Raw genomic sequence first — 12,544 nt, 5'->3', positions numbered from 1 at the left:
CAGCTAGGCCCTCAGCCTGACGCCGTCGGGATCGAAGAACGGCATCGGCGACACCACCGCTCGTGTCGGCTTGCCGTCGATGTCGATGCTGAGTTCGGTGCCGACGCTCGTGAAAGGCAGCCGCAGATGCGCGGTCGCCAGCACCTTGCCCAGGGAATAGCCGTGGTCGCTGTAAGTGACGACACCGGCATCCTCGCCATCGGCCAGAACCCTGGCATCTGTCGCGGCGGGCTTGTCGCCGTCGAGGATCAGGCCGGTCCAGCGTTCGTCGATGCCTGTGTCGCGCACTTTGAGCAGCGCCTCGCGGCCGACGAAATGGCCCTTGTCGAACTTGATCCAGCGGTCGAGCCCGACATGGAACGGCGTGCGCGTCTCATCCATATCGATGCCGTGCGCGGGATAGGCCTTCTCCAGGCCAAGCGTGAACATCGCCAGCACGCCATAGGGTTTCAGGCCGAAGTCCGCCCCTGTCCGCATCAGCGCGTCCCAGACGGAAGTCGCCTCGTCGGCCGGCACGAACAGCTCGAAACCGAGCTCGCCGGTCACGCCGGTGCGTGAAATCAGCACCTTCGTCTCGCCAACGCGCCCCGACGCGAACGACCAGCGCTTGAGGCCGTCCAGATCGGCATCCGAGACCAGCGTCTTCAACAATTCGCGCGAGCGCGGCCCCTGGATCGTCGGAAAGGCGACAGCCGCCGTGATGTCGGTGACATAGGCCTTTCGACCCTGCGCATGATGCAACAGCCAGGGCAGCATTTTGAGGCGATTGACCGAACCGGTGACCAGCATGAAGTGTTCCGGCCCGAGCCTGAACACGGTAAGGTCGTCCATGATGCCGCCATCCTCGCGACATACGGTCGAATAGCGGACCTGGCCGGGTTTCATCGCCGCGGCATCGTTGACGATGACATGGTTGACCAGGGCCTCGGCCTCCGGCCCCTTGATGTCCATCTTGCCCATGGTGCTGAGGTCCTGGACGCCGACATTCCTACGTGTGTTCAGGTGCTCGTCGGCAATGCCGGAATAATATTTCGCCGAGACGAAATCGCCGCCGACCCGACCCATCGTCGCGCCCTGGCCGACGATGCTGTTGTAGAAAGGGGATCGCCGTTCAGGCACCAAGGTCTCCATCACTCATTGCGGTTGTGAGACCGTTTCGAAAGTCGCCCTGGCGAGTCATCTGGTGGTGGTTTCGAGAACCGGAGCGCAGCGGACATTGGGGTCCGTGAGCACCGGAAGCGCAGAAAACGCCATTAGATGGCTGCCAGAGTAGAGTTTTCAAACAATCTCTCAGCTGCCGTAGACGTCGAAGGCGAAGTACTTGTCGTTGATTTCCTTGTATTTGCCATTGGCGCGCAGCGCGTCGATCGCGGCATTGAGCTTGTCGGTCAACTCCTTGTTGCCCTTCTGCAGCGCGATGCCGACGCCGGGCCCATGGATGGCCGGATCGGCGGTCAAGGTGCCGAGCAGCTTGCAGCAGGCGCCATCAGGCTTCTTCAGCCATTCGGTGAGGATGATCGAGCCATCCATCACCGCGTCGAGGCGGCCATTCACCATGTCGGCGCGGGCATCGTCGCCGGTCGGATAGGCCTTGACGGTCGAGCCGCTGTATTTCTGCTCGGCGAAATTCTGGTGGATCGTCGCGCTTTGCACGCCCAGCGCCTTGCCCTTCAGATCCTCGGGCGAGGTGCCTGTGATCGTCGAATCCTTCGGCACGGCAATGGCCGGCGGCGTCTGGTAGTATTTGTGGGTGAAGTCGACCTTCTCGGCGCGCTCGGGCGTGATGGTGATGTTGATGATGGCGTCGAACTTGCCGGCTTGCAGTGCCGGGATCGAGCCGTCGAAATCCTGCACGACGAATTCGCATTCGGTCTTCATCTCGGCGCACAGCGCCTTGCCGAGATCGACGTCGAAGCCGCCCAGCGTGCCGTCGGCATTGGCATAGTTGAAGGGCGGATAGGCGCCCTCGGTGCCGAGCTTGAGTTTCTTGTCCTGGGCAGAGGCGCCGCCGGTGGCGAGAGCCAGAGCGAGCGAAGCGGCAAGCACGAAACGACCGAAAAGACGCATGTTCCAGATCTCCGTTGATGGGCCAAGTCTACGGGCTTTTATGCCCCCGGCGGAGACTGAAACGACATGGCCTGCGGCGATCACGGCGCTGCAAGGCCGGTTTGGCAGCCTCGTCGATCAGCGCTATGCAGTTGTGCGCTTGCGCTTTGTCGCCGCGTTGTCGACCGCCAACCTGTCCGCAGACAGGGCAACGCCGAATTTCTCGGCGGCCTCCTCGGACGTATAATAGCCAAGCGCCACATCCTTCAGCACCAGATCGGCGTCGCGCTGGAATGGATCGCCATAGCCGCCGCCGCCTGGTGTGCCGACGCGCACGCGGTCGCCGACCTGCAGCGGGATGTCCTGCTCCTTGGACAAATGCGGCGGCACATGTTCCTCGCCGTTGCGGAACACGGTCACCGTGTTGACCGCGCCGTCCTTGCCGCCGAGCGCGCCTTGCGGCCCGAAACGGCCATGGTCCATGACGAAGGAGGCGCGGGCGTCGCCGCGCAGGATCTCGACCTCATAGGCGAGGCCGAAGCCGCCGCGGTGCCTGCCGGCACCGCCCGAGCCTTCGCGCAGGGCGTAGTGACGGTAGAGCACCGGAAAGGCCTGTTCCATAATCTCGACCGGCGGCGATTTGGAGATGCCGATGGTCGAGCAGCCATTGGTCAGGCCGTCATGGCCGGCATTGCCGCCATAGCCGCCGCCGGAGATCTGGTACATGACATAGTCGCGGCCGCGCGCCGGATCGTTGCCGCCGAGCGCGAAATTGCCGCTGGAGCCGGCGGGAGCGGCCGTCACCTTGTCCGGCAGCGCCTGCACCATGGCCGCAAATACAGCCTCGGCGATGCGCTGCGACACCTCGGCGGCGCAGCCCGACACCGGGCGTGGATATCTGGCGTCGAGGAACGTGCCTTCCGGGCGCTTGACGTGAAGCGGCTCGAAGGCGCCGGCGCTGATCGGCACATCCGGGAAAATATGACGCATGGCGAGATAGACCGAGGACAAGGTCGTCGCCAGCACGCTGTTCATCGGCCCGGCGCAAGGCTTCGACGAGCCGGCGAAATCGAAGCTCAGCGTGTCGCCCTTTTTTTCGACGGCCAGCGCAATGGTCAGCGGCTCATTCACCACACCGTCGGAATCGACAAAGGCTTTGGACCGGTAGATGCCGTCCGGAATGGCCGATATGTTGGCGCGCATCTGTTCGGCGGCGCGGCGGCGCAATTCGGTGATAGCCTCGACAACCGTTTCGTCACCGTAACGATCCAGGATTCCGTTGAGCCGGTCTTGGCCGATCAGCAGTGCCGCCGCTTGCGCGCGGATGTCGCCGATGCGCTGGTCGGCGACGCGGATGTTGGAGCAGATGATGGCGTAGATTTCGGGATCGAGCACGCCCTTCTTGAACAGTTTTACTGGCGGCAGCCGCAATCCTTCCTGTTCTACCGCTGTCGCCGAGGCGGAAAACCCGCCCGGCACCGAGCCGCCAATATCGGGCCAATGGCCGGTGTTCGACAGCCAGCAGAAAATCTTGCCGTCCCGGTAGACCGGCATGGCAAAGCGCACGTCCATCAGATGGGTGCCGCCGAGATAGGGATCGTTGACGATGTAGATGTCGCCCGGCTCGGGCGGCAGGCAGCGGCCGTCGGCGATCATCTCGATCACCGTTCTGGTCGAATATTGCATGACGCCAACGAACACCGGCAGGCCCTGCGAACCTTGCGCGATCAGCGAGCCGTCGACGGCCGAATAGATACCGTCGGAGCGGTCATTGGCCTCGGCGATGACAGGTGAGAAAGCGGCGCGCGAGAAGGTCAGGTCCATCTCGTCGCAGACCTGCTGCAGCGCCGCCTGGAGGACCGAAAGCGTAATAGTGTCGAGCTTTTCCATCTCAGGCCTCGCCAATGTCGATGACGATGTTGCCGTCAGCGTCTGAGCGCGCCCTGTCGCCGGGTTCGAGCACGGTGGTAGCGTCCATCTGTTCGAGGATCGCCGGCCCTTCGATGACGGCGTCGAGCGGTAACTTCTCCCTGCTGTAGACCGGCGTGTCGTGCCAGCGTCCGCCATACCAGACCGGCCTGACCTCGCGCCGCGCCTCGTCGAGGGTTTTGGCGCGCCCTGCCGGGTCGATCAGTCGCGACAGGTCGATCGCCGGCCTGACGCCGGTCACCGAGGTGTTGAGATTGACCAGATTGGCGCGGATTTCCGGCAGCTCGACCTTGAAGCGGGCGAAATATGCCTTTTCGAACAGCTGCTGCAATTCGTGCCGGGTCACCGAGGACGACGGCAGCGGCACGTTGATGATGTGGGTCTGGCCGAGGAACTGCATGTCGGCGGAATGCGTGACGCGGATCGTCTCCGGTTTCACCGCTTCCTTGCCGATCAGCTCCTCGCCTTCGTTTCGGTGCCGTTCCAATACAGAATGAAGCTGGGTTTCATCGAGTACCGACACCGGTTGGTTGACCGTGTTGACGAAGTCATGCCGGAGATCGGCGACGACGCAGCCCAGTGCGTTGGTGATGCCCGGCCGCGCCGGCACCAGCACTTTTGGCAGACCAAGCTCGCGCGCCAACGCTGTCGCGTGCAGCGGCCCGGCGCCGCCGAAGGCGAACAGCGCAAAATCGCGCGGATCGTGGCCACGCGACACCGAGACCATGCGAATGGCGCCGGCCATCTTCATATTGCCGAGCCGCAGCACCGCGCCGGCCGCCTCGACGCCGGACAGGCCGGTCGGCTTGCCTATCCTGTCCTCGAAAATGCCGGTGACGTGCTCCGATGTGACCGGGTTTTCGACCGCCAGCAGCTTCTTAGGCGCCAGCCGGCCCAGCACCAGATTGGCGTCGGTGATGGTCGGCTCCAAACCGCCGCGCCCGTAGCAGATCGGGCCGGGATTGGCACCGGCACTTTCCGGGCCGATCTGGATCAGGCCGGCCGCATCGACGCGGGCGATCGAGCCGCCGCCGGCGCCGACTGTGTGCACAGCCACCATCGGCACATGGATCGGCATGGCATATTCGATCTCGATCTCGTTCGACACGGCGGGCTCGGCATTGCGGATCAGCGCCACGTCGGTCGAGGTGCCGCCCATGTCGTAGGTGACGAGGTTTTCGAAGCCGGCGCGTTTTCCCGTATAGGCGGCTGCGATGACGCCGGAGGCCGGGCCTGACATGACGGTCTTAGCCGATTCACGTGTGACGAAGCGGGCCGAGATCATGCCGCCATTGCCGTTCATGATCAGGAAGTCGCGGGCATAGCCCTTGGCCGCCAACTCCTTGCGCAGTCTTTCGACATAGCGTTCGAGGATCGGCTGCACCGAGGCGTTAACCGAAGCCGTCACCCCGCGCTCGAATTCGCGCGCTTCCGACAGCAGCGCATGGCCCGTCGTGATGTAGCCGTTCGGCCAGAGTTCGGCGGCGATCTCGGCGGCGCGCCGCTCATGCGCGGGGTTGGCGTAGGAATGCAGGAAATGGATGACGAGGGATTCGCAGCCGGCGGCGATCAGCTGTGACACCGCCGCACGCATTTCGGCCTCGTCGAGCGCAATCCGCACCGCGCCCGAGGCCTCGACCCGCTCCGACACTTCGAGCCGGAGGTTGCGAGGAATGATGGGCACGAATGTGCCCGTCATGCCATAGGGCTGCGGCCGGGTCCGCCGGCCAAGCTCGATCACGTCGCGAAAGCCGCGCGTGGTGATCATGCCGGTCCTGGCCAATCGGCGCTCGAGCACGGCATTGGTGGTGGTGGTCGTGCCATGCACGATGAGATCGATGCGGTCGATCGGAAAGCCGGTGACACCGAGCGCCGAAACGACCCCGAAGGCCTGGTTGTCGACCGTGGTCGGGGTCTTGGCAATATGCACCCGGCCACCGTCTCGGCCGTCGATCAGAAGCAGGTCGGTAAAGGTTCCGCCGACATCGATGCCGGCGACGACGCTGCCCAGGGAATCCAGCGTCTGCGCCGAAAAATTCTCTTTCATTGTCGAAACCCGAAATGCCCGGACTACTTATATGTCTCAGTTTGGAAAGGTGTTTCAAGGTAGCATCTTGACGCAAATATCGTTTGTATACTAATAAATTCCGGACACAAGAGCTTACCGCTTCGGAGTGTGCAAACGGCACGCTGGAACCTGACCGGTTCGGGCGCGCAGGAGAGGGTTTGGCGTCAGCGCGCCAGAAGGTTGGATTTGATGAACACCACATCCGCGTTCAACACCGCCGGCGCCCGCCCGCTGCAGTTTCCGATTCCGGCCAATGTCTATGCCGAAACGGTCGTCTCGGTGAAGCACTATACCGACCGGCTGTTTTCGTTCCGCATCACCCGGCCGCAGTCGCTGCGCTTCCGCTCCGGCGAGTTCGTCATGATCGGCCTGCCCAATGCCGAGAAGCCGGTCTACCGTGCCTACTCGGTCGCCAGCCCGGCCTGGGACGACGAGCTGGAATTCTTCTCGATCAAGGTGCCGGACGGCCCGCTGACTTCCGAATTGCAGAAGATCCAGGTCGGCGACACCGTCATCATGCGTCAGAAGTCGACCGGCACGCTGGTGCTCGACGCGCTGACCCCGGCCAAGCGCCTGTTCATGATCTCGACCGGCACCGGCATCGCTCCCTTCGCCAGCCTGCTGCGCGACCCAGACACCTATGAGAAATTCGAGCAGGTCATCCTGACCCACACCTGCCGCGACAATGCCGAACTCACCTATGGTCAGGAACTGGTCGCGGCGCTGGAGAACGATCCGTTGATCGGCGAACTGACAGGCGGCCGCGTCACGCTCTACAATTCGACGACACGTGAAGAGTCCGAGCGCATGGGCCGCATCACCGCGCTGATCGGTTCCGGCAAGTTCTACAGCGATCTCGGCATCGACAAGCTCAACCCCGAGACCGACCGCATCATGATCTGCGGCTCGATGCATATGCTGAAGGACGTCAAGGAACTGGCCGAGAGCCTCGGCTTCCAGGAAGGCTCACTGCATCATCCGTCGAGCTTCGTCGTCGAGCGCGCCTTCGTCGGCTGAGACGCCGGGGCGGTTCGGCGCCTGTCTCGTTCAGAATCGGGTTTTGACCGTACGGTCAAAAACCTGCTGCTTTTGCCGCCTTTTTCAACTATGACCGCTTGAAAGACTCGTGAAGCGCTGCTTCGCGGGCTATCTTCAGCGCAAGTCGTTGAACGAAAGGGCAGGAGATGAGCAGCACAATCCGCGACGCCGATCTCGGCGCGTCCAAGGTCACGCCGTTGCCGGCGCGTATCGCCGCCAACACACCGGCGCCGCAGACTCGTGGCGTTGCCCGCAATCCCGGCATGCGGCTCGACCTCGGCTTCATGGAATCGGTGCGCAGCGTCAACCGTTCGGCGCTGGAACGCCGCGTCGCCAGCCTGACCAAGCGGCGCTCGATCAAGGCCGACAACCAGGCGGCCTGGCTGCTGCGCGCCGTCGCCTGCATGGACCTGACGACGCTGAATTCCAACGACACCGAGGAACGCGTGCGCCGGCTTTGCGCCAAGGCGATCAACCCATTCCGCCGCGACATCGTCGAAGGCCTGGGTACAGCGGGCGAAACCATCCGGCCGGCGGCGGTCTGTGTCTATCATCCCTTCGTCGCCACCGCCGTAGAAGCGCTGCGCGGCACCGGCATCCATGTCGCCGCCGTTTCCACCGCTTTCCCGCACGGCCTCGCACCGCTGTCGACGCGCCTGCAGGAAATCGAGGCCTCTGTGAGGGATGGCGCCGACGAGATCGACGTCGTCATCCCGCGCGGCCTGGTTTTCGGCGCCAAATGGCAAGAACTCTATAACGAGATCGTTTCGATGCGTGCCGCCTGCGGCGAGGCCCATCTCAAGGTCATTCTCGGCACCGGCGATCTTGCCACGCTGCGCAATGTCATGCTGGCCTCCATGGTGGCGATGATGGCGGGGGCGGATTTCATCAAGACCTCGACCGGCAAGGAAAGCGTCAACGCCACGCTGCCGGTCGGTCTCGCCATGGTGCGCGCCATCCGCGCCTATTTCGGGGAGACCGGCTATCTCATCGGCTTCAAGCCGGCCGGCGGCATCTCGACGGCGAAAGCCTCGCTCGATTGGTTGGTGCTGATGAAGGAAGAGCTGGGCCGGCCTTGGCTGGAGCCCGAGCTGTTCCGCTTCGGCGCCTCAAGCCTGTTGACCGACATCGAACGCCAGCTCGAGCACCATCTGACTGGCCATTATTCGGCCAATCACCGCCACGCGATGGCGTGAAACCCCCACCCCGATCGGCTTTGCCGATCGACCCTCCCCACAAGGGGGAGGGTGAAGGAGGCACCACATGAACATTCTCGAACGCTATCACGCCATGGAATACGGCCCGGCGCCGGAGGCGCGCAACGAGGCCGATGCCTGGCTGGCCGGACGCGATTTTTCGAAGGCGCTGTTCATCGGCGGTGATTGGAAAGCAGCCACAGGCGGCAAGACCTTCGAGACCAGCGACCCCTCCTCGAGCAAACTCCTGGCCAAGGTGTCGGATGCCGGCGCCGCCGATATCGACGCCGCGGTTTCGGCCGCGGCCAAGGCGCTGTCGAAATGGAGTGCCAGCACCGGCTACAGCCGAGCGAAAGTGCTCTACGCCATCGGCCGCGCCATGCAGCGCCACCAGCGCCTGTTCGCGGTACTGGAATCGATCGACAATGGTAAGCCGATCCGCGAAAGCCGCGACATCGACGTGCCGCTGGCCATCCGCCATTTCATCCACCATGCTGGCTGGGCGCAGGCGCTGGACAGGGATTTTCCCGGTCACAAGGGCGTCGGCGTCGTCGGCCAGATCATTCCGTGGAACTTCCCGTTGCTGATGCTGGCCTGGAAGATCGCGCCCGCGCTTGCCGCCGGCTGCACGGTGGTGCTGAAGCCGGCAGAATTCACGCCGCTCACCGCCATCCTGTTCGCCGAGATCTGCGAACGCTCAGGCGTGCCGAAAGGGGTCGTCAACATCGTTCAGGGCGGGCCGGAGGCGGGCGCGGCCATCGTCAACCATCCAGGTATCCAGAAGATCGCCTTCACCGGCTCTTCGGAAGTCGGCAAGATCATCCGGAAAGACACCGCGGGGTCCGGCAAAAAACTGTCGCTGGAACTTGGCGGCAAGTCGGCCTTCGTCGTCTTCGAGGACGCCGATCTCGACAGCGCCGTGGAGGGACTGGTCGACGGCATCTGGTTCAATCAGGGCCAGGTCTGCTGCGCCGGGTCGCGGCTGCTGGTGCAGGAGGGCATCGCGGATGCCTTCATCGCCAAGGTCAAGGTGAGGATGAGCCGGCTGCGCGTCGGCAGCCCGCTCGACAAGAACACCGATATCGGTCCGCTGGTCGATTTGAGCCAGCTCGACCGCGTCAAGGGTCTGGTCGCGGAAGGGGCGAAACAGGGCGCCGTCTGCTGGCAGCCGGACGCGGCACTGCCGTCTTCCGGCTATTACCATCTGCCGACACTTGCCACTGGCGTTTCGCCGGCTAATATCCTGGCTCAGGAAGAGGTGTTCGGGCCGGTGCTCGCCACCATGACCTTCCGCAACACCGAGGAAGCGATCGAGCTTGCCAACAACACACGCTACGGGCTGGCGGCCTCGGTGTGGAGCGAGAATGTCAACCTCGCTCTGCATGTGGCGCCGCAATTGAAGGCCGGCGTCGTCTGGATCAACGGCACCAACATGTTCGATGCAGCTTGCGGCTTCGGCGGTTACCGTGAGAGCGGTTTTGGCCGCGAAGGCGGGCGCGAGGGCATGTTCGAATATTTGTCAGTGAAACTGCCGCTCGGCCCGGTCATCAAGCCGGCAGCGAGTTCTGCCCAGCCTGTCGATCAGGCGGAAGGCGACGCCATCGACCGCACGGCGAAACTGTTTATCGGCGGCAAGCAGGTCAGGCCGGACGGCAACTATTCGATTGGCATTGCCACCGCCAAGGGCAAGCTTGCCGGCGAAGTCGGTCTCGGTAACCGCAAGGACATCCGCGATGCCGTTGCTGCAGCCCGCGCCTGTAAAGGCTGGCCGGAGGCAACCGCCTATAACAGGTCCCAAGTGCTTTACTATCTGGCCGAGAACCTCTCTGGCCGTGCCGATGAATTCACGACGCGTCTCGCCGAACTCACCGGCGCCGCCGCCAAGGTGGCGCGTGAAGAGGTCGAGCAGTCGATCGAGCGGCTGTTCCTCTATGCCGGCCTTGCCGACAAGTTCGAAGGCCGCGTGCATCAGCCGCCGGCCCGCGCGGTCACGCTGGCTTTGCACGAGCCGGTCGGCGTCGTCGGCATCGTGGCGCCGGACAATGCGCCACTACTCGGATTGATCTCGCTGCTGGCGCCGGCGCTTGCCATGGGCAACACCGTGGTGGCCGTGCCTTCGGAAAAATACCCGCTGCTTGCCACCGATCTCTATCAGGTGATCGAGTATTCCGACGTCCCGGCCGGCGCCATCAACATCGTTACCGGCCGCAGCGCGGAGCTCGCCGGCGTGCTGGCCAAGCACGACGATGTCGACGGGCTCTGGATCTTCGCCGATGCCGAGACCTGCGCCAAGGCGGAAGCCGACTCCATTGGCAATCTGAAACGCGTCTGGACCGGCAATGGCCGTAGCCTCGACTGGGCTTCGGCTGACGCGGCAGGCGAAGCCTTGCTGCGCCGTGCGGTCGAGGTCAAGAACGTCTGGGTGCCCTACGGCGATTGAGAGTTTCGGAGTTTGATTGTGATCGTGTTCGGGCTTGACGCCCGCATGCGTGTTCTTTAACGAGAAAAAACATTTTTACCAGTGAACTGACAAAGGCACAGGCTGCATGATAGCGCCTGACTGGCACATGACGGCCTGGCTGTCCGCCGATAGATGCGGATGACCCGAGCGGGCGAGGAGAAAAGCATGGCGGATCTGGCAGGCAAGGTCGTTGTCGTCACGGCGGCGGCGCAAGGTATTGGTCGGGCGAGCGCGCTGGCTTTCGCCAAGGCAGGCGCCGTGGTGCACGCCACCGACATCAACGAGGCGCTGCTCGCCGAACTCGGCAAGACATCAGGGATCAAGACCCGCAAGCTCGACGTGCTGAACGATGAGGCCGTCAACACCGCCTTCGCCGAGATCGGCGTCGTCGACGTGCTGTTCAACTGCGCCGGCTTCGTCCATTCGGGCTCGATCCTCGAGATGAAGGATGCCGATCTCGATTTTGCGTTCAACCTCAATGTGCGCGCGATGATCCGTACCATTCGCGCCGTGCTGCCGGGCATGCTGGAGCGTGGCGATGGATCGATCGTCAACATGTCTTCGGTCGCCGGCGCCGGCAAAGGTGTCCCCAACCGTTTCGCCTATGGCGTCACCAAGGCCGCGGTCATCGGCCTGACCAAGGCGATTGCCGCCGACTATGTCGGCAAGGGCATTCGCTGCAACGCGATCTGTCCGGGCACCGTCGAGAGCCCTTCGCTGCAGGACCGCATGCATGCGCAGGGCGATTATGAGGCGGCCCGCGCCGCCTTCATTGCCCGTCAGCCGATGGGCAGACTGGGGACGCCCGAGGAAATCGCCGATCTCGCCGTCTATCTCGCCGGCGCCACCTATACGTCGGGGCAGGCTTATAATATCGACGGTGGCTGGTCCATCTGAGAGGCCTCTGATCACAATCAGGAGAAAAATTCTATGAAACTGCTGCGCTATGGCGAGGCGGGTAGCGAACGCCCCGGCCTCATCGATGCGGATGGGACGATCCGCGACCTCTCCGCCCATGTCGCCGACATCGCCGGCACTGCGCTCCATCCGGCCTCGCTGGACATGCTGTCGAAGCTCGACGCGAAATCGCTGCCGGCGGTTTCCGGTAGCCCGCGCATCGGCGCCTGCGTTGCCGGCACCGGCAAGTTCATCTGCATCGGCCTCAACTATTCCGACCACGCCGCCGAAACCGGTGCCACCGTGCCGCCGGAGCCGATCATCTTCATGAAGGCAAGCTCGGCCATCGTCGGGCCTGACGACGACGTGGTGATCCCGCGCGGCTCGGTCAAGACCGACTGGGAGGTCGAGCTTGGCGTGGTCATCGGCAAAACCGCCAAATATGTCAGCGAGGCGGATGCGTTCGATTATGTCGCCGGCTACTGCGTCGCGCATGACGTGTCCGAGCGCGCTTTCCAGGCCGAGCGGCAGGGCCAGTGGACCAAGGGCAAGAGCTGCGACACGTTCGGGCCGATCGGGCCGTGGCTGGTTACCAAGGACGAGGTGAAGGACCCGCAGAACCTGCCAATGTGGCTGAAGGTCAACGGCAAGATGATGCAGAACGGCTCGACCAAGACCATGGTCTATGGCGTCGCCTACCTCGTTTCCTATCTCAGCCAGTTCATGTCGCTGCACCCGGGCGACATTATTTCGACGGGCACACCGCCTGGCGTCGGGCTGGGCATGAAGCCACCAGTGTTCCTGAAGGCCGGCGACGTGGTTGAGCTGGGTATCGAAGGCATGGGTACGCAGAAGCAGACGTTTAGGGCTGACATCTGAGCGCAAATCTTCCCTTCTCCCACAAGGGGA

Annotated in this window: 9 protein-coding genes; 5 read left to right on the top strand and 4 right to left on the bottom strand. The window is 63.6% G+C overall.

Annotated features, from left to right (window positions below):
* Positions 1 to 3: 3 nt before the first annotated feature.
* The 4 genes from OHD62_RS01425 to OHD62_RS01410 all read right to left on the bottom strand — a co-directional run bounded on the left by OHD62_RS01425 (position 4) and on the right by OHD62_RS01410 (position 6,022).
* On the bottom strand, positions 4 to 1,119 hold the full coding sequence (locus OHD62_RS01425; protein WP_263780444.1) for an aminomethyltransferase family protein: 1,116 nt from the start codon (positions 1,117 to 1,119) through the stop codon (positions 4 to 6).
* 171 nt (positions 1,120 to 1,290) lie between these two features.
* Positions 1,291 to 2,067: an ABC transporter substrate-binding protein gene (locus OHD62_RS01420; RefSeq protein ID WP_263780443.1), complete on the bottom strand. Its 777-nt coding sequence runs from the start codon at positions 2,065 to 2,067 to the stop codon at positions 1,291 to 1,293.
* 123 nt (positions 2,068 to 2,190) lie between these two features.
* A complete protein-coding gene (locus OHD62_RS01415; RefSeq protein ID WP_263780442.1) occupies positions 2,191 to 3,936 on the bottom strand; it encodes a hydantoinase B/oxoprolinase family protein in 1,746 nt (581 codons plus the stop codon).
* A gap of 1 nt (position 3,937) precedes the next feature.
* Positions 3,938 to 6,022, bottom strand: coding sequence for a hydantoinase/oxoprolinase family protein (locus OHD62_RS01410; protein ID WP_263780441.1), 2,085 nt, complete (start codon positions 6,020 to 6,022; stop codon positions 3,938 to 3,940).
* 210 nt (positions 6,023 to 6,232) lie between these two features.
* Between OHD62_RS01410 and OHD62_RS01405 the strand changes: the two genes are divergently transcribed.
* From OHD62_RS01405 to OHD62_RS01385, 5 genes are all read left to right on the top strand, one after another.
* Positions 6,233 to 7,060 (top strand): ferredoxin--NADP reductase, encoded by an 828-nt coding sequence (locus tag OHD62_RS01405; protein WP_263780440.1) that lies wholly within the window; start codon positions 6,233 to 6,235, stop codon positions 7,058 to 7,060.
* Between the two features lie 167 nt (positions 7,061 to 7,227).
* Positions 7,228 to 8,277, top strand: coding sequence for a deoxyribose-phosphate aldolase (deoC, locus tag OHD62_RS01400; protein ID WP_263780439.1), 1,050 nt, complete (start codon positions 7,228 to 7,230; stop codon positions 8,275 to 8,277).
* Between the two features lie 67 nt (positions 8,278 to 8,344).
* Positions 8,345 to 10,717 (top strand): aldehyde dehydrogenase family protein, encoded by a 2,373-nt coding sequence (locus OHD62_RS01395; protein ID WP_263780438.1) that lies wholly within the window; start codon positions 8,345 to 8,347, stop codon positions 10,715 to 10,717.
* Positions 10,718 to 10,903: 186 nt separating this feature from the next.
* Positions 10,904 to 11,635, top strand: a complete 732-nt coding sequence (locus OHD62_RS01390) for an SDR family oxidoreductase (RefSeq protein WP_263780437.1) — start codon at positions 10,904 to 10,906, stop codon at positions 11,633 to 11,635.
* Positions 11,636 to 11,668: 33 nt separating this feature from the next.
* Positions 11,669 to 12,514, top strand: coding sequence for a fumarylacetoacetate hydrolase family protein (locus OHD62_RS01385; RefSeq protein WP_263780436.1), 846 nt, complete (start codon positions 11,669 to 11,671; stop codon positions 12,512 to 12,514).
* Positions 12,515 to 12,544: the final 30 nt, after the last annotated feature.

It is taken from the genome of Mesorhizobium sp. YC-39, assembly GCF_025753795.1.
Lineage (GTDB): Bacteria > Pseudomonadota > Alphaproteobacteria > Rhizobiales > Rhizobiaceae > Mesorhizobium.
Note: the sequence above shows the minus strand (reverse complement) of the source record. Positions and strands in the feature narration are given on the sequence as shown.

Bases quoted from the DNA above. Each gene is read 5' to 3' on its own strand.
- OHD62_RS01415 (WP_263780442.1), bottom strand. From the start codon at position 3,936: ATGGAAAAGCTCGACACTATTACGCTTTCGGTCCTCCAGGCGGCGCTG.
- OHD62_RS01390 (WP_263780437.1), top strand. From the start codon at position 10,904: ATGGCGGATCTGGCAGGCAAGGTCGTTGTCGTCACGGCGGCGGCGCAA.
- OHD62_RS01395 (WP_263780438.1), top strand. From the start codon at position 8,345: ATGAACATTCTCGAACGCTATCACGCCATGGAATACGGCCCGGCGCCG.
- OHD62_RS01405 (WP_263780440.1), top strand. From the start codon at position 6,233: ATGAACACCACATCCGCGTTCAACACCGCCGGCGCCCGCCCGCTGCAG.
- OHD62_RS01410 (WP_263780441.1), bottom strand. From the start codon at position 6,022: ATGAAAGAGAATTTTTCGGCGCAGACGCTGGATTCCCTGGGCAGCGTC.
- deoC (WP_263780439.1), top strand. From the start codon at position 7,228: ATGAGCAGCACAATCCGCGACGCCGATCTCGGCGCGTCCAAGGTCACG.
- OHD62_RS01385 (WP_263780436.1), top strand. From the start codon at position 11,669: ATGAAACTGCTGCGCTATGGCGAGGCGGGTAGCGAACGCCCCGGCCTC.
- OHD62_RS01420 (WP_263780443.1), bottom strand. From the start codon at position 2,067: ATGCGTCTTTTCGGTCGTTTCGTGCTTGCCGCTTCGCTCGCTCTGGCT.